The sequence below is a fragment of the Streptomyces sp. APSN-46.1 genome, assembly GCF_022815725.1.
GTDB lineage: Bacteria > Actinomycetota > Actinomycetes > Streptomycetales > Streptomycetaceae > Streptomyces.
In genome coordinates, this window is sequence record NZ_JALGRF010000008.1 from 97,603 (window position 1) to 120,662 (window position 23,060).

A 23,060-nucleotide genomic window follows, 5' to 3' on the forward strand; every position below is an offset into this window, starting at 1 on the left:
AGCTCAGAAGCTCAGAAGCTCAGAAGGTCTGCAGGGTGATCAGGGTGATCCGCAGACTCGCTCCCTCGCCGTCCGTCTCGATCCGGACCCGCTGTCCGGGGCGCAGCAGTCGCAGGCCGCCCGCGTCGAACGCCGGGGCCTCGAAGGGCACCGGAGTGCCGTCGTCCAGCAGCACACTGCCGCTGCGGGTCTGGGAGTCGTACGTATACGCGGTCGCCTGCATACGGGCACTGTATCGGGCCGTGTGCCACCCCACACCGAGGGCGAGGGCGGTCCGCAGATCCGCCGCCGTGTCCACGTCGCGGCGCACGCTGTCGACGCCCGCCAGGGCCATTTCCACCGCCCCCGAAGCGGAATGCCGCGCCCGCGACGGGCCGCCGAACGCGGGTGCCAATTCCACGTCCGGAGCAGCGGAAAGCAAGGTCGTCCCGATTCCCGCCGCATCCGCCAGAAATGCCCGCGGAAATGCCGAAGCGGTTTCGAGCACGCGTAGCAATTCCGGCGGCCGCAGTGCCGGCAGATCCGCGTTCATGGCGGCGACCGGCGAACCCGGCCGGCCCGCCCGTATCGCCCGCGCCCCGTGGACCAGCGCCGCGTTGAGACCGGCACCGGGGCTGTCCGCGACGATCCGGGCGCCGAGGCGGGCCAGTTCCGGTCCGGCCAGGGCGTCGTCCGTGACGACCACCACATCGGCGACGGCCGCGCAGGCCAGGGCGCCTGCCACGGTGTCCTGCGCGAACGCCAGCGCGAGCCCCGGGCGGGACGAGCCCACCGCCGCCGCGAGACGGCTCTTCCCCACGGCCAAGGGCTTCAGCGGGACCACCAGGCTCCATGCGGTGCTCGTGGCCGACTCCTTCCCCTCCGGCGCGCTCGCGCGCCCCCGTAGACCATGGCCGGGTCATGGCCGGGTCATGCCTCGGCCCATTGTCGCCTTCCCCCGGGACACCCGGGGCTTCGGTGTCCCGAGCGGGGCGTACGGTGTTCTCGACAGAGACCGGAACCGGGGGCCACACTTGACCGGCCGACGCGGGTGCCCCCTCTCCCCAGCCACCGCTGGGAGGCTCCCGCACCGGTCCTAGAGGAAGGTGTCCGAGTGTCCCGCCGCAGAATCGGCTTCTGGTACCGCCTGGCAGCGGTGATCGCGAAACCGCCGCTGGTAGTGCTCTTCAAGCGGGACTGGCGGGGAATGGAGCACATTCCGGCCGAGGGCGGATTTATCACCGCCGTCAATCACAACTCGTATCTGGACCCGCTGTCCTACGCGCACTTCCAGTACAACACCGGCCGGGTGCCCCGATTGCTCGCGAAGGCGGCCCTCTTCAAGGTGCCTTTCGTCGGCTCGATCCTGCGCGGATCCGGGCAGATCCCCGTCTACCGGGAGACCACCAACGCCCTGGACGCATTCCGGGCCGCCGTGGACGCCATCGAGAGGGGCGAATGCGTGGCCTTTTACCCGGAAGGCACCCTCACGCGGGACCCCGACATGTGGCCGATGGCAGGCAAGACCGGCGCCGCCCGTGTCGCGCTGATGACCAAGGCGCCCGTCATTCCCGTGGCCCAGTGGGGCGCGAACCACGCGATGCCGCCCTACGCCAAGGAGGACAAGCTCCGGCTGTTCCCGCGCAAGACCCTCCAGGTGATGGCCGGACCGCCCGTGGACCTCTCCGAGTTCTACGACCGGGAACCCACCCCGGACGTGCTCAAGGACGCCACCGAGGTCATCATGGCGGCCATCACGGAGCTCCTGGAGCAGCTGCGCGGCGAGCGGGCCCCCGAGCAGCCGTACGACCATCGCAAGGCCAGGGCGGAACAGCGGCACAAGGCCGCGGGGGAGGACCACAAGTGACACGTCCCGTGAAGGCAGCCGTCTACGGAACCGGCTCCTGGGGCACGGCCTTCGGCATGGTGCTCGCCGACGCGGGCTGCGAGGTGACCCTGTGGGGCCGCCGGCAGCAGCTGGTCGACGCCATCAACACCGGCCGGACCAACCCGGACTACTTCCCCGGCGTCGAACTCCCCGCGAACATGCGGGCCACCACCGACGCGGCCGAGGCCGCGCGCGGCGCCGATTTCGCGGTCCTCGCCATCCCCTCCCAGACCCTGCGCGGCAACCTCGCCGAATGGGCCCCGCTGCTGCCCGCCGACACCGTGCTCGTCTCCCTGATGAAGGGCATCGAGCTCGGCACCGCCAAGCGGATGAGCGAGGTCATCGAGGAGGTGGCCAAGGTCCCCGCCGAGCGGGTCGCCGTCGTCACCGGCCCCAACCTCGCCCGCGAGATCGTCGCCCGGCAGCCCGCCGCCTCCGTCGTCGCCTGCGTGGACGAGTCCGTGGCCCGGCGCCTCCAGGCCGCCTGCCACACCCCGTACTTCCGCCCGTACACGAGCACCGACGTCATCGGCTGCGAACTCGGCGGCGCCGTCAAGAACGTCATCGGCCTCGCCGTCGGCATCGCGGACGGCATGGGCCTCGGCGACAACACCAAGGGCTCGCTCATCACCCGAGGACTCGCCGAAGCGACCCGCCTGGGCCTCGCGATGGGCGCCGACCCGCTCACCTTCTCCGGCCTCGCGGGCCTCGGCGACCTCGTCGCCACCTGCTCCTCGCCGCTCTCCCGGAACCACACCTTCGGCACCAACCTGGGCCGCGGGATGACCCTGGAGGAGACCATCGCGGTCACCAAGCAGACCGCCGAGGGGGTCAAGTCCTGCCAGTCCGTGGCCGATCTGGCCCGCCGGCACGGGGTGGACATGCCGATCACCGACACCGTCGTCGACATCGTCCACCACGGCAAGCCCCCGCTGGTCGCGCTCAAGGAACTGATGGGACGCAGCGCCAAACCGGAACGCCGCTGACTCCTTTCCGGACGTCCGAGCGGGTACCCTCGTGGCGATATGAGCAGCGAGAACCTCCCCCAGACCCCTGAGCAGCAGGGCCGCAAGCCCCGTGTGGCCGTCGTGTTCGGCGGCCGCAGCTCGGAACACGCCATCTCGGTCGTCACCGCGGGCGCCGTGCTGCGCTCCATCGACCGGTCCAAGTACGAGGTGCTGCCCATCGGCATCACCACCGACGGCCGATGGGCGCTGACCGCCGACGAGCCGTCCCGGATGGCCATCTCCGACCGGAAGCTCCCCAACGTCGCCGACCTGGCCGACTCCGAGGACGGCGCCGTCGTGCTCTCGGTGGACCCCGCCAGCCGCGAGGTCGTCTACACCGAGCCGGGCGCCGTTCCCAAGGCCCTGGGCGAGGTGGACGTCGTCTTCCCCGTGCTGCACGGCCCGTACGGCGAGGACGGCACCCTCCAGGGCCTGCTGGAGCTCGCCGGCATCCCGTACGTCGGCTCGGGCGTCCTCGCCTCGGCCGTCGGCCAGGACAAGGACTACATGAAGCGGGTGTTCACGTCCTTCGGGCTGAACGTCGGCCCGTACGTGACCATCCGCCCCCGTGAGTGGAGCGCCGACCAGGACGCCGCCAAGGCGAAGATCCTGGACTTCGCCACCGAGCACGGCTGGCCGCTGTTCGTCAAGCCCGCCCGGGCCGGCTCCTCGATCGGCATCACCAAGGTCGACGACGCCTCCGGACTGGACGAGGCGATCCGCGAGGCCCAGCGCCACGACCCGAAGATCATCGTGGAGGCGCTGCTGCGCGGCCGCGAGATCGAATGCGGCGTGCTGGAATTCGAGGACGGGCCGCGCGCGAGCGCCCCGGCCGAGATCCCGCCGGTCTCCAGCCACGACTTCTACGACTTCGAGGCGAAGTACATCGACTCCGCCTCCGGAATCGTGCCCGCCCCGCTCACCCCGGAGCAGACCGCCGAGGTGCGGCGGCTCGCGATCGAGGCCTTCGAGGCAGCGTCCTGCGAGGGCCTGGTGCGTGCCGACTTCTTCCTCACCGAGGACGGCACCTTCGTCATCAACGAGATCAACACCATGCCCGGCTTCACGCCGATCTCCATGTACCCGCGGATGTGGCAGGAGTCCGGCGTCGAGTACCAGGAGCTGGTGGACCTCCTGATCCAGGCCGCCCTGCGCCGCCCCACCGGGCTGCGCTAGCCGCGCGTCCACCCGTACACACAGCGACCGCCCGCCGGGGAATCCGGCGGGCGGTCGCTGTGGAGTGCGGGTCTCAGTAGGACGAGACGCCCACGGGCACGGTCTCGGCCACGGCCGCGGAGAGCCCGACCAGCATCCCCGCATCCGTGGCATGCTCCTTGTCGACCCGGACCTCCGTGTACGCCAGCCGCAGCCCGGTGGTGAACCGAAACCCTCCGACGGCACCGCCGGCACCGCCGGAGCCGTCGGGGAGCTTCTCCAGCAGCCAGCCGACGCCGTTGACCTCGACGCCCTCCTGCTTCGGATCCGCCATCTCGGGGGGCCTGGGGATACCGCACCGCAGTACGATCGCCGAGCCGCCCCACGCGGCGGTCAGATCGGACGCCGGTTCGGTCCGGGTCCGCGCCAGGCCGGCCACCGTGTCGGGGAGCTTCTCGTGCAATGCCGCACAGAGCCCCGCGACGTCGGCGGGCGGCGTGGGCGGCGGATCCACCCGGGCCTCGGAATCGCCCGGGGTACAGCCCGCGACGGCCAGTACGGCCGCCAGGGTGGGCAGGGCGGACAGACGGAGGGGCCGGCGGTGGTGGGTCATCACCGGCCAAGAGTAGACGGGGGCTACAGATGGACCACCGGGCAGGTCAAGGTGCGGGTGATCCCCTCCACCTGCTGGACCTTGGCCACGACCATGCGGCCGAGCTCATCGACGGTGTCGGCCTGGGCGCGCACGATCACGTCGTACGGGCCCGTCACGTCCTCGGCCTGGATCACCCCCGGAATCTGGCCGATGGACTCGGCGACGAACGACGCCTTGCCCACCTCGGTCTGGATAAGGATGTACGCCTGTACCACGGAACCTCCAGGGCGGCCACGAGGATCATTTCCCCTAATCTTCGGGTGGGCCCGGGGAGATCGGGTGGGCCCGGGGAAGAAGGGACGCCACGGTACCGCGTCGCCGAGCGCCGCGGGGAGACCCGCGAGCCCGGCGCCACGCACAGCGGGGCGTACGGAGACCAGAAGTTGACGTATCTGTTGACGGTACCCAGAGCTGTGACGGCTCGCGACCGCAAGCGGACTGGGCAAGAAGGGGCACAGCGATGAAGGGCACTGTGGGCGAGCTGGGGGAGTTCGGGCTCATTCGAGAGCTCACCTCACGGCTCACCACCACCCCGGCGGTCCGACTCGGACCCGGTGACGACGCCGCGGTCGTGTCGGCCCCCGACCGGCGGGTCGTGGCGAGCACGGACATCCTGCTGGAGGGCAGGCACTTCCGCCGTGACTGGTCCACCGCCTACGACGTCGGCCGCAAGGCCGCCGCGCAGAACCTCGCCGACATCGCCGCCATGGGCGCGGTGCCGACCGCGCTGCTGCTCGGCCTCGTCGTCCCGGCCGAGCTGCCGGTCACCTGGCCCACCGAGCTGATGGACGGCCTGCGCGACGAGTGCCAGGTCGCCGGCGCGGCCGTCGTCGGCGGTGACGTCGTGCGCGGGGACACCATCACCGTCGCCATCACCGCCCTCGGCGACCTGCGCAACCACGAGCCCGTGCTGCGCTCCGGCGCCCAGCCCGGCGACGTCGTGGCCGTCACGGGCTGGCTCGGCTGGTCCGCCGCCGGATTCGCCGTGCTCTCGCGCGGCTTCCGCTCCCCGCGGGCCTTCGTCGAGGCGCACCGGCGCCCCGAGCCGCCGTACCACGCCGGCCCCGCCGCCGCCGGACTCGGCGCCACCGCCATGACGGACGTCAGCGACGGCCTGATCGCGGACCTCGGGCACATCGCCGAGGCCAGCAAGGTACGGATCGACCTGCGCTCGGCGGCCGTGGACATCCCGACCCAGATGCACGACATCGGCCAGGCCGTCGGCGTGGACCCGCTCCAGTGGGTGCTCACCGGGGGAGAGGACCACGCCATCGTGGCGACCTTCCCGCCCGACGTGAAGCTGCCGGCCCGCTGGAAGGTCATCGGAGAGGTGCTGAACCCGTCGGCGCAGCCCCAGGTGACCGTGGACGGCGCGCCCTGGCACACCTCCGGCGGCTGGGACCACTTCGGCGGCGAACCGGCCCCCGAGGACAGCCCCCGATGAGCGCCGCCCCGCCGCTGTGCCTGACCGTCGCCGGATCGGACTCCGGCGGCGGCGCGGGCATCCAGGCCGACCTCAAGACGATGCTGGCGCTCGGCGTGCACGGAATGAGCGTGGTGACCGCTGTGACCGCCCAGAACTCGCTGGGGGTGCAGGGCGTCTGGGAGCTGCCCGCCGAGGCCGTCAGGGGCCAGTACCGGGCCGTGGTGGACGACATCGGCGTGGGGGCGGTGAAGACCGGGATGCTGTCCTCCGCCGTGCTCGTGGAGACGGTGGCCGAACTGCTGGCCGGCACCGCGGCCCCGGCCGTCGTGGACCCCGTCGGCGTCTCCAAGCACGGGGACGCGCTGCTCGCCGCCTCGGCGCTGGAAGCCGTACGGGCGGAGCTGCTGCCGCGGGCCACCGTGGCCACGCCGAACCTGGACGAGGTGGCGCAGCTCACGGGCGTGGTCGTGGAGAGCGAGGACGACATGCGGCGGGCCGCCGACGCGATCCTCGGGTACGGGCCCCGCTGGGCGCTGATCAAGGGCGGCCACCTCGCGGCGCACGGGGACGAGGCCGTGGACCTGCTCACGGACGGAGCCGACGAGCGCTGGCTCCGCGCGCCCCGGCACGGCAACCGGCACACGCACGGCACGGGCTGCACCCTGGCGAGCGCGATCGCGGCGGGCCTGGCGAAGGGGCTACCGGTCCCGGAGGCGGTCGCGGCGGCCAAGGACTACGTCACGGGCGCCATCGCCGCCGGCTTCGCGCTGGGCGGCGGCATCGGGCCGGTGGACCACGCCTGGCAGTGGCGCTGAGGCAAAGCAAAAGGCCGGTCCACGAGGTGGACCGGCCTTCTGGGCAACCGGAAAGGGCTGCGCTACGACGACGGGAGGCGTCAGCGCGAGACCTTGCCGGCCTTGATGCACGAGGTGCAGGCGTTGAGGCGCTTCGGCGTCCCATTGACCACGGCACGGACGCGCTGGATGTTCGGGTTCCAGCGACGCGAGGTGCGGCGGTGCGAGTGGGAGATGTTGTTGCCGAAGCTCGGCCCCTTGGCGCAAACGTCGCAGTTGGCAGCCACAGGTCACTCCAAAGACTTCAGATGCACTTACAGTGAAATCCGGCGCACCGGAATCAGAGATCTGAAGTGGCTTGCCGGACGGATGGCCCGACTCTCGACGGGCAACCTGAGCAGCATACAACGACTGCTTCGGTCCAAGAAAACTACCATGTTCGCCGTCGGCTCCGCCCCGGGGTCCCGGGCCGGCCGCCGGCCTTCGTTACCCTGCGGTGAACCCTGGCCCGCACAAGGAGGAACGCCCGGTGCCGCACGCGCCTCAGCCGCAGCCCGCCGACGAGCTCGACGCCGAAGCGGTGCGCACCTGGAGCTCGCTGGCCCTGGCCGCGCTGGGCCGGGACCGCGAGGACATCGACGCGATCAACGTCTACCCGGTCGCGGACGCCGACACCGGCACCAACCTGTACCTGACCGCCGAATCGGCGGACCGCGCGCTGGAAGCGATCGCGGCCACCTCCCTGTCCCAAGCGGTACGGGCCTACGCGCACGGCGCCCTCATAGGGGCCCGGGGGAACTCCGGGACGATCCTCGCGCAGCTGCTGCGCGGGGTGGCCGACGTCCTCGGCGCCGAGGACGCTCAGGACGCCGAGAACGCCGAGCCCGGGGACTCCGACCCGGGCCGGCTGCTCGCGCAGGCCCTGACCCGGGCCGCCGAGGAGGCGTACCAGGCCGTCGCGCACCCGGTGGAGGGCACGATGCTCACCGTCGCCAGCGCCGCGGCGCGCGCCGGGGAGGCCGCCCAGGCCGCTGACGGAACCGCCGCCGACGTGGCCCGGGCCGCCTACGAAGGGGCCCGCGCGGCCCTGGCCGAGACCCCGGGACAGCTGGCCGTGCTGGGCCGGGCCGGAGTGGTCGACGCCGGGGGCTGCGGGGTGGTCGCCGTCCTCGGGGCCCTGTGGCAGGCGCTGTCGGGAGAGCAGCCGGCCCGCGAGCCGGTGCGCGGGCGGGCCGGGCCCGTACCGCTGCCGCCGGAGCCGTGCGCCGAGGAGCGGGGCGGACCCGCGTACGAGGTGATCTACCTGCTGGAGGCCTCCGAGCCGGCGGTCGCGGCCCTGCGCAGCCGGCTCGACGGACTCGGCGACTCCCTGGTGGTGGTCGGCGGCGACGGGCTGTGGAACGTCCACGTCCACGTGGACGACCCCGGCGCGGCGGTGGAGGCCGGGGTGGTCGCCGGACGGCCGTACCGGATCCGCATCACGCATTTCGGCGACGAGCGGCGCCGGAGCCGGGTGGAGCGCGTCCAGCGGGCCGTGGTCGCGGTCGTCCCCGGCGAGGGGCTGGCCGGGCTGTGCGCGGAGGCGGGCGCGACCACCGTGCTCGTCCGGCCCGGCGAGGCACCGGCCGCCGCCGGGCTGGTCGACGCCATCCGGCGGGCCCACGCCCGCGAGGTGGTGCTGCTGCCCGGTGGTGCCGAGTGGCGGGCGGCCGCCGCGGCCGCCGCCGAACAGGCCCGCGCCGACGGCGTGCGGGTGGCCGTGATCCCGACCAGGTCGGCCGTCCAGGGGCTGGCCGCGCTCGCCGTGCACGACCCGGAGGGCAGCTTCGACGAGGACGTGGTCGCCATGACCGCCGCTGCGGGAGCCACCCGCTACGCGGAACTGGCCGTCGCCGAACGCCAGTCCTTCACCTCCGCCGGCATCTGCCAGGCCGGGGACGTCCTCGGGCTCATCGACGGCGACGTCGCCGTGATCGGCGCGGGCCTGCCGGAGACCGCCGAGGCGGTCCTGGAGCGGATGCTCGGCTCCGGCGGCGAACTCGTCACGCTGGTCCTGGGACCCGAGGTGCCCGACGCCCTCGCCGAGCGCCTGGAGGCCTACGTACAGCACGGGCACCTGGCCGTGGACACCGTGACCTATCGCGGCGGGCGGTACTCGGCACCCCTCCTCATCGGGGTCGAATAGCCGGGTTGTCAGCGGCATGGTGTGCAATGGAACACGTGCCCGCGCTCGACGAAGACCTCAAGAAGACGCTCGGCCCCGCCACCGCCAAGGTGCTGGCCGAGCAGCTCGGCCTGCACACGGCCCTGGACCTGCTGCACCACTACCCGAGGCGGTACGCGGAGCGCGGCGAGCTGACCCCGCTGACCGAGCTCGCCGACCAGCTCGACGAGCACGTGACGGTCGTCGCGCAGGTGGCCGACGCCCGGATCCTCACCTTCAACGGCGGTCGCGGCAAGCGCCTGGAAGTCACCATCACCGACGGCAGCGGCCGCCTCCAGCTGGTGTTCTTCGGGGCCGGAGTCCACAAGCCCCACAAGGACCTGCTGCCCGGCACCCGCGCGATGTTCGCGGGCAAGGTGGGCATGTTCAACCGCAAGCTCCAGCTCGCCCACCCGGCCTACGAACTGCTGAGCGCGGACGCCTCCGACCAGGACGCCGCCACCGCCTTTGCCAACCAGCTCATCCCGATCTACCCGGCCTGCGCGAAGCTGGAGTCCTGGAAGATCTCCAAGTGTGTGGACGCGGTGCTGCCCGGCGCCCGGGAGGCCGTGGACCCGCTGCCGCCCGCCCTGCGCGAGGACCGGGCGCTGGTCCCGCTCACCGAGGCCCTGCTCAAGATCCACCGCCCGGCCACCAAGGCCGACATCGAGGACGCCCGCCGGCGTCTGAAGTGGGACGAGGCCTTCGTCCTCCAGGTCGCCCTGGCCCGCCGCCGCCACACCGACTCCCAGCTCCCCGCCGTCCCCCGCCGCCCCACCCCCGGCGGACTGCTCGACACCTTCGACGCCACACTGCCCTTCACCCTCACCGAGGGCCAGCAGACCGTCTCGAAGGAGATCTTCGACGACCTGGGCACTGAGCACCCCATGCACCGCCTCCTCCAGGGCGAGGTGGGTTCGGGCAAGACGCTGGTGGCTCTGCGGGCCATGCTCGCCGTCGTGGACGCGGGCGGGCAGGCCGCGATGCTCGCGCCCACCGAGGTGCTCGCCCAGCAGCACCACCGCTCCATCACCGAGATGATGGGCGAGCTCGCCGAGGGGGGAATGCTCGGCGGCTCCGACATGGGCACCAAGGTGGTGCTGCTCACCGGCTCCATGGGGGTGCCCGCGCGCCGGCGGGCACTGCTCGATCTGGTCACCGGCGAGGCCGGCATCGTCATCGGCACGCACGCGCTGATCGAGGACAAGGTGCAGTTCCATGACCTCGGCCTGGTCGTCGTGGACGAGCAGCACCGCTTCGGCGTGGAGCAGCGCGACGCCCTGCGGTCCAAGGGGAAGCAGCCGCCGCACCTGCTGGTGATGACGGCGACGCCGATCCCGCGCACGGTCGCGATGACCGTCTTCGGCGACCTGGAGACCTCCGTCCTGGACCAGCTGCCGGCCGGCCGCTCCCCGATCGCCACCCACGTGGTGCCCGCCAAGGACAAGCCGCACTTCCTGGCCCGGGCCTGGGAGCGGGTCCGCGAGGAGGTGGAGAACGGCCACCAGGCGTACGTGGTCTGCCCCCGGATCGGGGACGAGGCCGACGACCCCAAGAAGAAGACCGCCGAGGACGAGAGCGAGAAGCGGCCGCCGCTCGCCGTGCTGGAGATCGCCGAGCAGCTGTCGCGCGGGCCGCTGGCCGGGCTCCGCGTCGAGGTGCTGCACGGCCGGATGGACCCCGCCGACAAGGACGACGTCATGCGCCGGTTCACCGCCGGCGAGGTCAAGGTGCTCGTCGCCACGACCGTCATCGAGGTCGGCGTGAACGTCCCCAACTCCACCGTCATGGTGATCATGGACGCGGACCGGTTCGGCGTCTCCCAGCTCCACCAGCTGCGCGGCCGCGTCGGCCGGGGCTCCGCTCCGGGCCTGTGCCTGCTGGTCAGCGAGATGCACGAGGCCAGCCCCGCCCGGGCCCGGCTCGCGGCCGTCGCCGCCACCCTGGACGGCTTCGAGCTCTCCCGGATCGACCTGGAGCAGCGCCGCGAGGGCGATGTGCTGGGCCAGGCCCAGTCGGGAGTCCGCTCCTCGCTGCGCATGCTCGCGGTCATCGAGGACGAGGAGGTCATCGCCCAGGCCCGGGAGGAGGCCACCCGCGTGGTCGCCGAGGACCCGGAGCTGGAGCGGCTGCCCGGCCTCAGGGCCGCGCTGGACGCCCTGCTGGACACCGAGCGAGAGCAGTACCTGGAGAAGGGCTGAACCGGGGGAGGGCGTCCGGGCGGGCACGGCATATCGTGGAGTCGCGCCATCCCCCCGTCTCCCGCACACCGAAGGACCCCAGATGACCCGCGTGATCGCCGGCAGCGCCGGCGGGCGACGGCTGGCCGTACCGCCCGGCACCGGCACCCGCCCGACCTCGGACCGGATGCGCGAAGGCCTCTTCTCCACCTGGGAGTCGCTGCACGGCGTCCAGGGCTCCCGGGTGCTCGACCTGTACGGCGGCTCCGGCGCCGTCGGCCTGGAGGCCCTGTCCCGGGGCGCGGCCCACACCCTGCTGGTGGAGTCCGAGGCCAAGGCCGTGAAGGCCATCCGGGACAACATCGCGGCGCTGGGCCTGCCGGGCGCCGAATTCCGGGCCGGCAAGGCCGAGCAGATCGTGGCGGTCCCGGCGCACGGGGAGCCGTACGACATCGTCTTCCTGGACCCGCCGTACGCCGTCGAACACGACGATCTTGGCGAGATCCTCCTCACACTCCGCGCCAATGGCTGGCTCACGGACGATGCGCTCGTCACCGTGGAGCGCAGCACGAGGAGCGGCGCGTTCCCGTGGCCGGAGGGCTTCGAGCCGCTCAGGTCCCGGAAGTACGGCGAGGGCACCCTTTGGTACGGTCGCGCCGCCTTCACCAGCGAAGAGTCATGATGACCGCCCCGGAGAGCGAGGGACCCAAGTTGCGCCGCGCCGTCTGTCCCGGGTCATTCGACCCCATCACCAACGGACACCTCGACATCATCGGCCGGGCCTCCAGGCTCTACGACGTCGTCCACGTCGCCGTGATGATCAACCAGTCCAAGCAGGGACTGTTCACCGTGGAGGAGCGGATCGAGCTGATCCGCGAAGCGACCGCCGACTACGGCAACGTCGAGGTCGAGGCCTTCCACGGGCTGCTCGTCGACTTCTGCAAGCAGCGGGACATCCCGGCCATCGTCAAGGGCCTGCGCGCCGTCAGCGACTTCGACTACGAGCTCCAGATGGCCCAGATGAACATGGGCCTGTCGGGCGTCGAAACGCTGTTCGTGCCGACCAATCCGACCTACAGCTTCCTGTCCTCCTCCCTGGTCAAGGAGGTCGCGGCCTGGGGCGGAGACGTCGCCCACCTGCTGCCGGCGCACGTGCACGCGGCGCTCGTCGAGCGGCTCCGGAAGAAGTGACGGCCTGACGGAACGTCAGTCGGTGTCGGGTGCCCGCCCGGTGGCCTTACAGTCGTCCCGTCCGTCTCAGGACCGCCCTGAGGCCGAGAGAGTGCGAGCCCCCATGGACGTGCAGAAGAAGCTCGACGAGATCGTCGCGGCCGTCGGCGGCGCCCGGTCCATGCCCATGTCGGCCTCCTGCGTGATCAACCGCGCGGAGCTGCTCGCCCAGCTCGAAGAAGTACGCCAGGCCCTGCCCGGTTCGCTGGCCCAGGCCCAGGAGCTCCTCGGGGGCCGGGAGCAGATGGTCGAGGAGGCCCGCCGGGAGGCGGAGCGGATCATCGACTCGGCCCACGCCCAGCGCGGCTCGCTCATCTCCGACACCGAGGTCGCGCGCCGGTCCCAGGACGAGGCGGACCGGATCCTGGCGGAGGCCCGCCGGGAGGCCGAGGAGATCCGCGCCGAGGCCGACGACTACGTGGACAGCAAGCTGGCGAACTTCGAGGTCGTCCTCAGCAAGACCATCGGATCGGTGGACCGGGGCCGCGAGAAGCTGCTGGGCCGCGGCCAGGGCCTGGACGACCAGGGCTACCCCGACGCGGAGGCGCCCGAGCGCAGCCACGACCCGGAGGTCCAGCGACAGCAGGCGGACGCGTACGTGGACACCAAGCTGGCGACCTTCGAGGCGGTGCTCTCCAAGACCTTGGAGGCCGTCGGCCGGGGCCGCCAGAAGCTCCTGGGCCGGGCGCCCGTGGACGACCTCGGCGCCCACATGGCCGCCCAGGACGCGGCGGGCCCGCAGCAGTCCCGCTCGGCGAGCGACGCGGACTTCCTGGCGGGCCTGGCGGAACCCGAGCCGGCCCACGTCCATGCGCAGATCCCGGCGCAGCAGCAGGAGCCGGTGTACGACGCCTATGCCTACCAGCAGCAGCCCCAGCAGCAGGACGGCTACGCCTACCAGGACCCCTACTCCGGCTACCAGCAGCAGCAGGACCCGTACTCCGCGTACCAGCAGCAGCCGGATCCGTATGAGGCGTACCAGCAGCCCCAGGCTTCGCAGCCCGCGCTCGACGAGACCAGCTTCTTCGACACGAGCATGATCAATCTTGACCAGCTGCGCCAGTACGAACAGGGCCGCTAGGCCCGATTGGGCTCAGAGCGAAGCGCCGGGTATCCTGGCTGTTCGGTCGCGCGTATGCGCCGCGATCCATGCTGCCCTTGAGCGGCGGCATCTTTGATCTTCAGCGATCTGTGAAAGCAGGAACGGCCCTGAATACCCGCCTCGACCACCGCAACCCTCTCGTGTTCGACACGCACGAGCTGGGTCGGCGTCCTGGTGCCATGCAGCGGCTGTCCCGTGAGATCGCGGCACCGGCGGACCTCGGTCTCGCCGGCGTCATCGGGGTTCCGGAAGGCGCCCCGTTGAAGCTCAGCCTCCGTATGGAGTCGGTCATGGAAGGGGTGCTTGTCACAGGCACCGTCCGTGGATCGGCCACAGGGGAGTGCGTAAGGTGTCTGGAGTCCGTGGAGCGCGAGCTCAAGGCGGACTTCCAGGAGATGTTCTCGTACCCTGACGCCGACGACCGGAGCCGCTCCCACGCGGAACCGGCCGACGACGCCGAGGACGACGAGGACACGCTTCACCTTGAGGACGGCTTGTTCGACCTCGAACCCGTGCTGCGCGACGTGGTAGTGCTCACACTGCCGCTGCAGCCGGTGTGCCGGGAGGACTGTCTCGGACTGTGCCCCGATTGCGGGCTCAGCCTGAACGACGACCCGGACCACCACCATGACGCCGTCGACATCCGTTGGGCGGCATTGCAGGAACTCGTCGTGACCGATCAGGACGACGAGAAGGACAACATGAGCGGTACTGCATCTGACGACGTTCAGAGCGACGCCGCCGAGAAGCAGGAGAAGTAGCCGTGGCTGTTCCGAAGCGGAAGATGTCGCGCAGCAACACGCGCCACCGCCGGTCGCAGTGGAAGGCTGCGGTCCCCAACCTGGTTTCGTGCGAGCGTTGCCAGGAGCCGAAGCTCCAGCACATTGCGTGCCCGAGCTGCGGCACCTACAACAAGCGCCAGGTCCTCGAGGTCTGAGCGGCTGGTGAGAGGCGCAATGTCTGAGCTGTCCAACGCTGAGAAGCAGGCAGACAGTAACAACGCGGCCTCGTCCCACACGCTTCTGGAAGGGCGGCTCGGGTACCAACTCGAGTCCGCCCTTCTGGTGCGTGCGCTGACCCACCGCTCGTACGCGTACGAGAACGGCGGTCTGCCCACCAACGAACGGCTGGAGTTCCTCGGGGACTCCGTGCTGGGCCTGGTGGTCACGGACACGCTGTACACGACCCATCCGGACCTGCCGGAAGGCCAGCTGGCCAAACTGCGGGCCGCTGTGGTCAACTCACGCGCACTTGCGGAGGTCGGGCGCGGCCTCGACCTCGGCTCCTTCATCCGGCTCGGCCGGGGCGAAGAGGGCACGGGCGGCCGGGACAAGGCCTCCATCCTCGCCGACACCCTTGAAGCGGTGATCGGCGCGGTCTACCTCGATCAGGGCCTCGACGCGGCCTCGGAGCTGGTGCACCGGCTCTTCGACCCGCTCATCGAGAAGTCCTCCAACCTCGGGGCCGGCCTGGACTGGAAAACCAGTCTCCAGGAGCTCACGGCGGCCGAAGGCCTTGGCGTACCGGAATATCTGGTCACCGAGACCGGACCGGACCACGAGAAGACCTTCACCGCTGCCGCCCGCGTCGGTGGTGTCTCGTACGGCACCGGCACCGGCCGCAGCAAGAAGGAAGCGGAACAGCAGGCGGCGGAGTCCGCGTGGCGCGGGATCCGTGCCGCCGCGGACGAGCGGATCGCGGCGGCCTCGGCCGCCGCCGCTCAGGCTCCGACTCCGGAGCCCGCTCCGGCCGAGGACGGCGGGGCGCCGATGCCCGTCGACCCGACGCCGCAGGCCTGACCCCTTCCTTCGGGACATCCCCGCCCGCCCCTGCCTCGCAGGGGCGGGCGGACCCGTCTCCGGGGTCGGCCGGTAGGCTCGCCGGAGAGCGTGAATGTGGTTACCCCGGAGGAATGCCGTGCCCGAGCTGCCCGAAGTCGAAGTCGTCCGGCGCGGCTTGGAGCGCTGGGTGGCCGGCCGGACCGTCGAGGCGGTCGAGGTGCTGCACCCGCGGGCCGTACGCCGGCACCCGGGCGGCGGCGCCGATTTCGCGGCGCGGCTCGCCGGGGAGACCATCGGGGTGCCGCGGCGGCGGGGGAAGTACCTGTGGCTGCCCCTGGAAGGACGCGACCTGTCGGTGCTCGGGCACCTCGGGATGAGCGGACAGCTCCTGGTGCAGCCGGAGGGCGTGGCCGACGAGAAGCACCTGCGGATCCGGGTGCGGTTCCGCGACACCGCCGGGACCGAGCTGCGGTTCGTCGACCAGCGGACCTTCGGCGGGCTCTCGCTGCACGAGACCGTCCCCGACAGCGCGGACGGGCTGCCCGACGTCATCGCGCACATCGCGCGGGACCCCCTGGATCCGCTGTTCGACGAGGGGGCGTACCACCTGGCCCTGCGCGCCAAGCGGAGCACGGTCAAGCGGGCCCTGCTGGACCAGTCCCTGATCAGCGGGGTCGGCAACATCTACGCGGACGAGGCGCTGTGGCGCGCCAAGCTGCACTACGAGCGCCCCACCGCCACCCTCACCCGCCCCCGGAGCGCGGAACTCCTGGGCCATGTCCGGGACGTGCTGCATGCCGCCCTGGCCGTGGGCGGCACCAGTTTCGACAGTCTCTACGTCAATGTGAACGGGGAGTCCGGGTACTTCGACCGCTCGCTTGACGCCTACGGGCGCGAGGACGAGCCCTGCCGGCGCTGCGGTACGCCGATACGGCGGCGGCCGTGGATGAACCGGTCCAGCTACTTCTGCCCGCGCTGTCAGCGGCCGCCGCGGGTGGCATCGTAGGACTGCCGGGCGGTCAGCACCTGCTCCATGCTGCTCTCCAGGAGGTGGATCAGCGCGAGCAGCCGGTCGGCGACCTCGCGGCCCAGCGGGGTCAGCTCGTAGTCGACGCGCGGCGGGTTCGTCGGCTGGGCCTCGCGGTTGACGATGCCGTCCCGCTCCAAGGCGTGCAGGGTCTGGGAGAGCATCTTCTCGCTCACGCCGTCCACCCGGCGGCGCAGCTCGTTGAACCGGCACGGGCCTTCACGCAGGGCGCCCACGGTGAGGCTGCCCCAGCGGCCGGTGACGTGCTCCAGGGTCGCGCGGGAGGGGCACGCGCGCGCGAATACATCGAATAGGCCGAACGGCAGCTCGGCCTCGGCGGCTGCCACGTCCGATGCGGCTTCGGTGCTGACAGGGGTCTCCATGGCGAAAGCGTACTCCGCCACAGCGCTCACCCTGGGGGAGCGCTGTGGCGGAGTAAGTGATCACGGGCGACCGGGACGGTTTAGAAGCCGAAGTCCTGGGTCCACCAGGGGCCGCCGGACGCGACGTACACGCCGACGCCCAGGGTGCGGAACTCGCAGTTGAGGATGTTCGCCTTGTGGCCCGGGCTGTTCATCCAGGCATTCATCACTGCCTGGGCGTCACCCTGGCCCCGGGCTATGTTCTCGCCGCCGAGCCCCGAGATGCCGGCCTGCTCGGCGCGGGCCCAGGGGGTGTTCCCGTCGGGGTCGGTGTGGCCGAAGAAGCCCCGTACGGCCATGTCGTTGCTGAACGCCCCGGCCAGCGCCGCGAGCGGCGGGTTCGCCCGGACCGGACCGCAGCCGGCCTGGGCCCGCTCCTGGTTCACCAGGGTGAGTACGGCGGCCTCCTCGGCGGAGTGGCCGTCATCGGGCGTCGGCGCGGGCGGCTTCACCGGCGTCGGGGCGGCGCTCTTCGTCGGCGCCTTGGCGGGGGCCTTGGTGGGCGCCTTGGTGGGAACCTTCGCCGGCGCCTTCGACGGTGCCTTGGTGGAGGCGGAGGGGGAGGGCGTCGCGGACGGCGAGGGCGAGGCCGACGGCGTGGGGGACGCCGAGGCCGACGGAGAGGCGGTGGCCGAGCCGGCGGGGGAGGGGGCGCGGCCGGACAGGTTGGCGAGGCCGCCCTGCTGCTGCGTCGTGCCGTTGGCGCTCAGGGAGACCTTGGCCCCGGCCGGGGCGTCCTTCTTGGCCTCCGCCGTGGTGTCGGCGCCGGGGCCGACATAGGGGAAGGCGCTGCCGACCGGCACCAGGCCGGTGGTGACGGCCGCCGTGCCGAGGGCCACCGCCACGGAGACGCCGAGCAGACCGTTGCGCACGGCGGTGCGCCGACCGCCGCGGCGCGGCGCGGCATGGAGGCGGTGGCGTCCCATGGCGGCTTGCCTTTCCTTACGAGGACAACTGCTTACATGAGCAACTGCTAACAAGAGCAACTACTCGCCCGAACGGGTGAGCTCATTGGAGCGCGACTGTAGCCCATGGGGCCCGGGGGGTGATGTGCCCGGAAAGCGTTTGCCCCGTTAGCGTTCACGCATGAATGCAGATGTCCGCATGACCGCATGGGTACGCGGCCGTGTACAGGGAGTGGGCTTCCGCTGGTTCACCAGGGCCAATGCCCTGGAGATCGGCGGCGTCGTCGGCTTCGCGCTCAACCTCGACGACGGCCGAGTGCAGGTGGTGGCCGAAGGTCAACGTGAGAATTGCCACCGGCTGCTCGAATGGCTCTGCTCCGCCGACACGCCCGGAAGGGTGGACGGAGTGACAGAGATCTGGGGGACACCGCGCGGTGGCTATGACGGGTTCGCGATCCGGTGATCAATCGACTGATCATGCCCTGATCAGATCTCTGGATGGTCCGCACACGGTCGGATCTGCGCATTCATCCCCGAAGCGTTGCCTCGGGGTGCGATTCGTGGAAGGCTCGGAGCTGAGGCTGATCTCCACGCCCCTTGCGAGGGCCGGGCCGCCCGCCGATACGGGGCGTGATCGTGTTGACCGTCAAACTTTTTGGTGAGACGCTGGAAGCCCCGCGCACCTGAGCTGTTTGGCAGTGCTGGCAGTAGTAAGCGCAGTGACTGACAGTCGCTGCCGGACATCCGCGGGTGCGATTCCCTCACGACCCACACCGCTACGGTCGGTCACTCAGTGTGGAGGACCATCCATCATGGCAAAGGCGCTTCTCGGTTACGTCGGCGGTTCCGATCCGCGACTCCTCGCCGAGATGCGACGGCTTCAGCAGCGCGTCCAGGACCTTGAGTCCGAGCTCGTACGGATTCAGTCCGAAAATGACGCTCTGAACGCGGCCGCCGCTCAGCACGGAGACTCGCTGCTGGACAGCATCGGCATCGACGTACCCCAGGCGGAGCCTGCGCTCACCTGATCCGCGCTTCTCGTCGCTCAACTTCAGGCCCGCAAGATCTGCAAGATCTGCAAGGGACGCCTCGGCGTCCCTTCTTTCTTTCACCGGTCCATGCGAAGAGCGTTGGGCCAGGTGGGGGTGGTGATTCCTTTAGCGTCTGAAGTGCCCCGCACCTTCATGGGCGAAACGGAACGTGAAAGGTAGAGTCCGGCGGCGTGCACCTCAAGTCCCTGACCCTGCGCGGCTTCAAGTCCTTCGCCTCTGCAACGACCCTGCGGTTCGAGCCCGGTATCACGTGCGTCGTGGGCCCGAACGGTTCGGGCAAGTCCAATGTGGTGGACGCGCTGTCCTGGGTCATGGGCGAACAGGGGGCCAAGTCCCTGCGCGGCGGGAAGATGGAGGACGTCATCTTCGCGGGCACGACCGGGCGTCCGCCGCTCGGGCGGGCGGAGGTGTCCCTGACCATCGACAACTCCGACGGCGCGCTGCCGATCGAGTACGCCGAGGTCACCATCACGCGGATCATGTTCCGCGGGGGCAGCAGCGAGTACCAGATCAACGGTGACACCTGCCGCCTGCTCGACATCCAGGAGCTGCTGTCCGACTCCGGCATCGGGCGCGAGATGCACGTCATTGTCGGGCAGGGCCAGTTGGACTCCGTCCTGCACGCCGATCCGATGGGCCGCCGGGCGTTCATCGAGGAGGCGGCCGGCGTACTGAAGCACCGCAAGCGGAAAGAGAAGGCGCTGCGGAAGCTCGACGCGATGCAGGCCAATCTCGCGCGCGTGCAGGACCTGACGGAGGAGCTCCGCAGGCAGCTCAAGCCGCTGGGCCGGCAGGCGGCCGTGGCCCGGCGGGCGGCCGTGATCCAGGCGGACCTGCGGGACGCGCGCCTGCGCCTGCTCGCCGACGACCTCGTGACGCTGCGGGGCGCGCTCGACGCGGAGATCGCCGACGAGGCGGCGCTCAAGGAGCGCAAGGAGTCGGCGGAGGCGGAGCTGGCGGCCGCGCTGCGGCGCGAGGCGGAGCTGGAGGCGGCCGTACGGGAACTCGCGCCGCGGCTGGCCCGGGCCCAGCAGACCTGGTACGAGCTCTCCCAGCTCGCCGAGCGGGTCCGCGGGACCACGTCGCTGGCGGACGCGCGGGTCACCTCGGCCTCGGCTCCCGTCGAGGACGAGCGGCGCGGCCGCGACCCGGAGGACATGCGGCGGGAAGCCGCGCGGATCCGGGAGCAGGAGGCGGAGCTGACGGCGGCTCTGGAGGCCGCCTCGCGGGCCCTGGAGGACACGGTCGAGCACCGGGCCGAGCTGGAGCGGTCGCTGGCCGCGGAGGAACGGCGGCTGAGGGACGCGGCGCGGGCCATCGCGGACCGGCGCGAGGGGCTGGCGCGGCTGACGGGGCGGCTGGGCGCGGCCCGGTCGCGGGCGGGCGCCGCGCAGGCGGAGATCGACCGGCTGGTGGCGGCGCGCGACGGGGCGGAGTCCCGGGCGGGTGCCGCGCAGGCGGAGTACGAGGCGCTGGCGGAGGAGGTCGGGGGACTCGACGACCCCTCGGTGGAAGGGGAGTACGAGCAGGCGCGGGCCGCCCTGGCGGCGGCGGAGGCCGAGCTGTCGGCCGCGCGGGACGGGCTGGCCGCGGCCGAGCGGTCGCGGGCGGCGGTGTCGGCGCGGCGGGACGCGCTGGCGCTGGGCCTACGGCGCAAGGACGGCACCGGGGCGGTGCTGGCGGCGCGGGAGCGGTTCACGGGCCTGCTGGGGCCGGCGGCGGAGCGGGTGTCGGTGGCGGCGGGGCACGAGGTCGCGGTGGCGGCGGCGTTGGGGGCGGCCGCCGACGCGGTGGCCGTCGCCTCCGTGGGCGGCGCGGTGGGGGCGATCCGCCACCTGCGCTCCGCCGACGCGGGCCGCGCCACGTTCCTGATCGCCCCGCCGCCCGACCCCCCGTCGCAGAACCGAGCCGACACCCCCGCCACGGCCCCGTCGGCGGCGGCCGCCCTTCCGGCCCAGCCCCCGGCCCCGCACCGAGCCGACACCCCCGCGGCGGCCCCGTCCGCCCCGTCGGCGTCGGCTGCCCCGTCGGCGGGGGACGCCTTTCCGGGGCAGGCCCCGGCCCCGGACCGAGCCGGTGTTCCGGCGGCGGCCGCCCCCTCGGCGGGGGCCGCTCTCGTGGGGCAGGCCCCGTCCGTGGACGGATCCCGTGTCCAGGTGGCGTTCCCGGGCGGAGCCGGCGTCCAGGCGGCGGCGGCCGCACCGTCGGCGGGGGCCGCCCTTCCGTGCCCGGCCCCGGACGGAGCCGACGTCGCGGCTGCGGCGCCGTCCGCCACCCCGGCGGGTGAGGTTGGGGTCGCGGGGCAGGTACCGGGCCCGGGGGGCCCGGGGGGCGGTTTCGCGCAGAGCGGCCGGGTCGCTCACGGGTCGCCGGGTCCTGGGGACGGCGCGGCGGTTGTGGCGGGCAACGGGGCCGGTGCCGCGGGCCGTGTGGTGGCCGGCGCACGCCCCCTCGGCGTACCCGCGGGGGAGCTGGTGGAGGGGGAGGCCGCGGTGGTCCGCGCCGTGGGGTGGGTGCTGCGGGACTACGTCGTCGTCGGGACCCTCGACGACGCGGCGGCGCTCGTCGCCGCGCGGCCCGACCTGGTGGCGGTGACCGCCGAAGGGGATGTCCTCGGAGCGCACCTCGCGCACGGCGGATCCGCCGGCGCGCCCAGCCTGATCGAGGTGCGGGCCGCCGTCGACGAGGCCGCGGCCGAGCTGGCCGCGCTCGACGAGCAGTGCGAGACGTCGGCGGCCGGGAAGCTGGCCGCCGAGGCCCGGCGGGTCGAGGCTGCGGCCCTCGTGGAGGAACTCGCGCGGCGGCGCCGGGCGGCGGAGCAGGCCAAGGCCGGGGTCGCCCAGCAGCTCGGGCGGCTCGCGGGGCAGGCGAAGGGGGCAGCCGGTGAGGCCGAGCGCGGCGCCGCGGCCGCGGCCAAGGCTCAGGACGCGCTGGAGCAGGCGCTGGCCGAGGTGGAGGAGTGCGCCGAGCGGCTCGCGATCGCCGAGGACATGCCGATGGAGGAGGAGCCGGACACGTCCGTACGGGACCGGCTCGCCGCCGACGGGGCCAACGCGCGGCAGACCGAGATGGAGGCCCGGCTCCAGCTCAGGACCCACGAGGAGCGGGTCAAGGGCCTGGCGGGCCGCGCCGACGCGCTGGATCGCGCGGCCGGTGCCGAGCGCGAGGCCCGGGCGCGCGCCGAGCGTCGCCGGGCCCGGCTGCGGTACGAGGCGGAGGTGGCCCGCGCCGTCGCCGACGGGGCCCGGCAGCTGCTGGCCCACATCGAGGTGTCGCTCGGCCGGGCCGAGCAGGAGCGTTCCGCCGCCGAGTACGCCAAGACCCTGCGCGAGCGGGAGCTCGACGGCGCCCGCACCCGCGGCCGCGACCTCAAGGGCGAGCTCGACAAGCTCACCGATTCCGTACACCGCGGCGAGGTGCTCGGCGCGGAGAAGCGGCTGCGGATCGAACAGGTGGAGGGCAGGGCGCTGGAGGAGTTCGGCGTCGAGGCCGGCGCGCTCGTCGCCGAGTACGGTCCCGACCAGCCGGTCCCGCCGAGCCTGCCCGCCGAGGGGGAGCAGCTGCCGGAGGACCCGGAGCACCCCCGCAACCAGCCCGGCCCCTTCGTCCGCGCCCAGCAGGAGAAGCGGCTCAAGACGGCCGAGCGCGCGTACCAGCAGCTCGGCAAGGTCAACCCGCTCGCGCTGGAGGAGTTCGCGGCGCTGGAGGAGCGGCACCAGTTCCTGAGCGAGCAGCTCGAAGACCTGCGCAAGACGCGCGCGGATCTCCTTCAGGTGGTGAAGGAGGTCGACCAGCGCGTCGAGCAGGTCTTCACCGAGGCGTACCGGGACACGGCCCGGCAGTTCGAGGGCGTGTTCTCGCGGCTGTTCCCCGGCGGCGAGGGCCGGCTGATCCTCACGGACCCGGACAACATGCTGGCCACCGGCGTGGACGTGGAGGCCCGTCCGCCCGGCAAGAAGGTCAAGCGGCTGTCGCTGCTCTCGGGCGGCGAGCGCTCGCTGACCGCCGTCGCCCTGCTGGTGTCCATCTTCAAGGCCCGGCCCAGCCCGTTCTACGTGATGGACGAGGTCGAGGCCGCGCTCGACGACACCAACCTGCAACGGCTGATCCGGATCATGGAGGAGCTCCAGGAGAGCTCGCAGCTGATCGTCATCACGCACCAGAAGCGGACGATGGAGGTCGCCGACGCGCTCTACGGCGTCTCGATGCAGGGAGACGGCGTCTCCAAGGTCATCAGCCAGCGCCTGCGCTAGG

At 72.3% G+C, this 23,060-nt stretch carries 22 protein-coding genes and 1 pseudogene; 17 read left to right on the plus strand and 6 right to left on the minus strand.

Annotation, left to right across the window (positions count from 1 at the left end):
* Window positions 1–226 precede the first annotated feature (226 nt).
* Window positions 227–826: pseudogene (gene cofC / locus MTF65_RS21440) on the minus strand (2-phospho-L-lactate guanylyltransferase); the annotation flags it as partial.
* A 267-nt stretch (window positions 827–1,093) separates the two neighbouring features.
* Here cofC and MTF65_RS21445 point away from each other — a divergent pair.
* The 3 genes from MTF65_RS21445 to MTF65_RS21455 are packed head-to-tail and all read left to right on the plus strand — an operon-like array spanning window position 1,094 to window position 4,050.
* The gene (locus MTF65_RS21445; protein WP_243630516.1) at window positions 1,094–1,846 is read left to right on the plus strand and encodes a 1-acyl-sn-glycerol-3-phosphate acyltransferase; all 753 of its coding nucleotides are present in this window, start codon (window positions 1,094–1,096) and stop codon (window positions 1,844–1,846) included.
* Window positions 1,843–2,853: an NAD(P)H-dependent glycerol-3-phosphate dehydrogenase gene (locus MTF65_RS21450; RefSeq protein WP_243630517.1), complete on the plus strand. Its 1,011-nt coding sequence runs from the start codon at window positions 1,843–1,845 to the stop codon at window positions 2,851–2,853. The genes MTF65_RS21445 and MTF65_RS21450 overlap by 4 nt, the downstream gene beginning before the upstream one ends.
* 39 nt (window positions 2,854–2,892) lie before the next feature.
* The gene (locus tag MTF65_RS21455; RefSeq protein ID WP_243630518.1) at window positions 2,893–4,050 is read left to right on the plus strand and encodes a D-alanine--D-alanine ligase family protein; all 1,158 of its coding nucleotides are present in this window, start codon (window positions 2,893–2,895) and stop codon (window positions 4,048–4,050) included.
* Between the two features lie 73 nt (window positions 4,051–4,123).
* Here MTF65_RS21455 and MTF65_RS21460 read toward each other — a convergent pair whose 3' ends face one another.
* Both MTF65_RS21460 and MTF65_RS21465 read right to left on the minus strand, forming a co-directional pair.
* Complete coding sequence (locus MTF65_RS21460; protein WP_243630519.1) at window positions 4,124–4,642, minus strand: DUF3515 domain-containing protein; 519 nt, start codon at window positions 4,640–4,642, stop codon at window positions 4,124–4,126.
* Between the two features lie 23 nt (window positions 4,643–4,665).
* Entirely contained in the window at window positions 4,666–4,899 is a 234-nt protein-coding gene (locus tag MTF65_RS21465) for an Lrp/AsnC family transcriptional regulator (protein WP_030028650.1), read from the minus strand.
* A 245-nt stretch (window positions 4,900–5,144) separates the two neighbouring features.
* On the opposite strand from MTF65_RS21465, the gene MTF65_RS21470 reads away from it, so the two are divergent.
* Together MTF65_RS21470 and thiD are read left to right on the plus strand one after the other, a co-directional pair.
* On the plus strand, window positions 5,145–6,128 hold the full coding sequence (locus MTF65_RS21470) for a thiamine-phosphate kinase (RefSeq protein WP_243630520.1): 984 nt from the start codon (window positions 5,145–5,147) through the stop codon (window positions 6,126–6,128).
* Window positions 6,125–6,925 carry a bifunctional hydroxymethylpyrimidine kinase/phosphomethylpyrimidine kinase gene (gene thiD, locus MTF65_RS21475; protein WP_243630521.1) on the plus strand — a complete coding sequence of 267 codons (801 nt, stop codon included), beginning with the start codon at window positions 6,125–6,127 and terminating at the stop codon, window positions 6,923–6,925. Before MTF65_RS21470 ends, thiD begins: the two co-directional genes overlap by 4 nt.
* 80 nt (window positions 6,926–7,005) lie before the next feature.
* Here thiD and rpmB read toward each other — a convergent pair whose 3' ends face one another.
* A complete protein-coding gene (rpmB, locus tag MTF65_RS21480) occupies window positions 7,006–7,191 on the minus strand; it encodes a 50S ribosomal protein L28 (protein WP_007266795.1) in 186 nt (61 codons plus the stop codon).
* A gap of 242 nt (window positions 7,192–7,433) precedes the next feature.
* Between rpmB and MTF65_RS21485 the strand changes: the two genes are divergently transcribed.
* The 9 genes from MTF65_RS21485 to mutM all read left to right on the plus strand — a co-directional run bounded on the left by MTF65_RS21485 (window position 7,434) and on the right by mutM (window position 16,406).
* On the plus strand, window positions 7,434–9,089 hold the full coding sequence (locus tag MTF65_RS21485; RefSeq protein ID WP_243630522.1) for a DAK2 domain-containing protein: 1,656 nt from the start codon (window positions 7,434–7,436) through the stop codon (window positions 9,087–9,089).
* Between the two features lie 26 nt (window positions 9,090–9,115).
* Window positions 9,116–11,308: an ATP-dependent DNA helicase RecG gene (gene recG, locus MTF65_RS21490; protein ID WP_243630523.1), complete on the plus strand. Its 2,193-nt coding sequence runs from the start codon at window positions 9,116–9,118 to the stop codon at window positions 11,306–11,308.
* An 82-nt stretch (window positions 11,309–11,390) separates the two neighbouring features.
* Window positions 11,391–11,969 (plus strand): 16S rRNA (guanine(966)-N(2))-methyltransferase RsmD, encoded by a 579-nt coding sequence (gene rsmD / locus MTF65_RS21495; RefSeq protein ID WP_243630524.1) that lies wholly within the window; start codon window positions 11,391–11,393, stop codon window positions 11,967–11,969.
* Window positions 11,970–11,998: 29 nt separating this feature from the next.
* Window positions 11,999–12,478, plus strand: a complete 480-nt coding sequence (gene coaD, locus MTF65_RS21500) for a pantetheine-phosphate adenylyltransferase (RefSeq protein WP_243630634.1) — start codon at window positions 11,999–12,001, stop codon at window positions 12,476–12,478.
* A 103-nt stretch (window positions 12,479–12,581) separates the two neighbouring features.
* Window positions 12,582–13,598: an ATP synthase F0 subunit B gene (locus MTF65_RS21505; protein WP_243630525.1), complete on the plus strand. Its 1,017-nt coding sequence runs from the start codon at window positions 12,582–12,584 to the stop codon at window positions 13,596–13,598.
* Window positions 13,599–13,675: 77 nt separating this feature from the next.
* Window positions 13,676–14,380, plus strand: coding sequence for a DUF177 domain-containing protein (locus tag MTF65_RS21510; protein ID WP_374207275.1), 705 nt, complete (start codon window positions 13,676–13,678; stop codon window positions 14,378–14,380).
* Between the two features lie 2 nt (window positions 14,381–14,382).
* Entirely contained in the window at window positions 14,383–14,556 is a 174-nt protein-coding gene (gene rpmF / locus MTF65_RS21515; RefSeq protein WP_053675094.1) for a 50S ribosomal protein L32, read from the plus strand.
* Window positions 14,557–14,575: 19 nt separating this feature from the next.
* Window positions 14,576–15,418 (plus strand): ribonuclease III, encoded by an 843-nt coding sequence (gene rnc / locus MTF65_RS21520; RefSeq protein WP_243630526.1) that lies wholly within the window; start codon window positions 14,576–14,578, stop codon window positions 15,416–15,418.
* A 118-nt stretch (window positions 15,419–15,536) separates the two neighbouring features.
* A complete protein-coding gene (gene mutM, locus MTF65_RS21525; RefSeq protein ID WP_243630527.1) occupies window positions 15,537–16,406 on the plus strand; it encodes a bifunctional DNA-formamidopyrimidine glycosylase/DNA-(apurinic or apyrimidinic site) lyase in 870 nt (289 codons plus the stop codon).
* Here the strand turns inward: mutM and MTF65_RS21530 are convergent.
* Together MTF65_RS21530 and MTF65_RS21535 are read right to left on the minus strand one after the other, a co-directional pair.
* The gene (locus MTF65_RS21530) at window positions 16,379–16,810 is read right to left on the minus strand and encodes a helix-turn-helix domain-containing protein (RefSeq protein WP_243630528.1); all 432 of its coding nucleotides are present in this window, start codon (window positions 16,808–16,810) and stop codon (window positions 16,379–16,381) included. The genes mutM and MTF65_RS21530 overlap by 28 nt on opposite strands.
* An 80-nt stretch (window positions 16,811–16,890) precedes the next feature.
* Window positions 16,891–17,775 carry a CAP domain-containing protein gene (locus MTF65_RS21535; protein WP_243630529.1) on the minus strand — a complete coding sequence of 295 codons (885 nt, stop codon included), beginning with the start codon at window positions 17,773–17,775 and terminating at the stop codon, window positions 16,891–16,893.
* Between the two features lie 160 nt (window positions 17,776–17,935).
* Between MTF65_RS21535 and MTF65_RS21540 the strand changes: the two genes are divergently transcribed.
* The 3 genes from MTF65_RS21540 to MTF65_RS21550 all read left to right on the plus strand — a co-directional run bounded on the left by MTF65_RS21540 (window position 17,936) and on the right by MTF65_RS21550 (window position 23,059).
* The gene (locus tag MTF65_RS21540; RefSeq protein ID WP_243630530.1) at window positions 17,936–18,217 is read left to right on the plus strand and encodes an acylphosphatase; all 282 of its coding nucleotides are present in this window, start codon (window positions 17,936–17,938) and stop codon (window positions 18,215–18,217) included.
* Window positions 18,218–18,566: 349 nt separating this feature from the next.
* Window positions 18,567–18,782, plus strand: coding sequence for a hypothetical protein (locus MTF65_RS21545; RefSeq protein WP_008739933.1), 216 nt, complete (start codon window positions 18,567–18,569; stop codon window positions 18,780–18,782).
* A 194-nt stretch (window positions 18,783–18,976) separates the two neighbouring features.
* Window positions 18,977–23,059 (plus strand): AAA family ATPase, encoded by a 4,083-nt coding sequence (locus MTF65_RS21550; protein ID WP_243630531.1) that lies wholly within the window; start codon window positions 18,977–18,979, stop codon window positions 23,057–23,059.
* Window position 23,060: the final 1 nt, after the last annotated feature.

Bases quoted from the DNA above. Each gene is read 5' to 3' on its own strand.
- rnc (WP_243630526.1), top strand. From the start codon at position 14,576: ATGTCTGAGCTGTCCAACGCTGAGAAGCAGGCAGACAGTAACAACGCG.
- MTF65_RS21535 (WP_243630529.1), bottom strand. From the start codon at position 17,775: ATGGGACGCCACCGCCTCCATGCCGCGCCGCGCCGCGGCGGTCGGCGC.
- MTF65_RS21470 (WP_243630520.1), top strand. From the start codon at position 5,145: ATGAAGGGCACTGTGGGCGAGCTGGGGGAGTTCGGGCTCATTCGAGAG.
- MTF65_RS21505 (WP_243630525.1), top strand. From the start codon at position 12,582: ATGGACGTGCAGAAGAAGCTCGACGAGATCGTCGCGGCCGTCGGCGGC.
- recG (WP_243630523.1), top strand. From the start codon at position 9,116: ATGGAACACGTGCCCGCGCTCGACGAAGACCTCAAGAAGACGCTCGGC.
- MTF65_RS21455 (WP_243630518.1), top strand. From the start codon at position 2,893: ATGAGCAGCGAGAACCTCCCCCAGACCCCTGAGCAGCAGGGCCGCAAG.
- rsmD (WP_243630524.1), top strand. From the start codon at position 11,391: ATGACCCGCGTGATCGCCGGCAGCGCCGGCGGGCGACGGCTGGCCGTA.
- MTF65_RS21530 (WP_243630528.1), bottom strand. From the start codon at position 16,810: ATGGAGACCCCTGTCAGCACCGAAGCCGCATCGGACGTGGCAGCCGCC.
- MTF65_RS21540 (WP_243630530.1), top strand. From the start codon at position 17,936: ATGAATGCAGATGTCCGCATGACCGCATGGGTACGCGGCCGTGTACAG.
- MTF65_RS21460 (WP_243630519.1), bottom strand. From the start codon at position 4,642: ATGACCCACCACCGCCGGCCCCTCCGTCTGTCCGCCCTGCCCACCCTG.
- thiD (WP_243630521.1), top strand. From the start codon at position 6,125: ATGAGCGCCGCCCCGCCGCTGTGCCTGACCGTCGCCGGATCGGACTCC.
- MTF65_RS21545 (WP_008739933.1), top strand. From the start codon at position 18,567: ATGGCAAAGGCGCTTCTCGGTTACGTCGGCGGTTCCGATCCGCGACTC.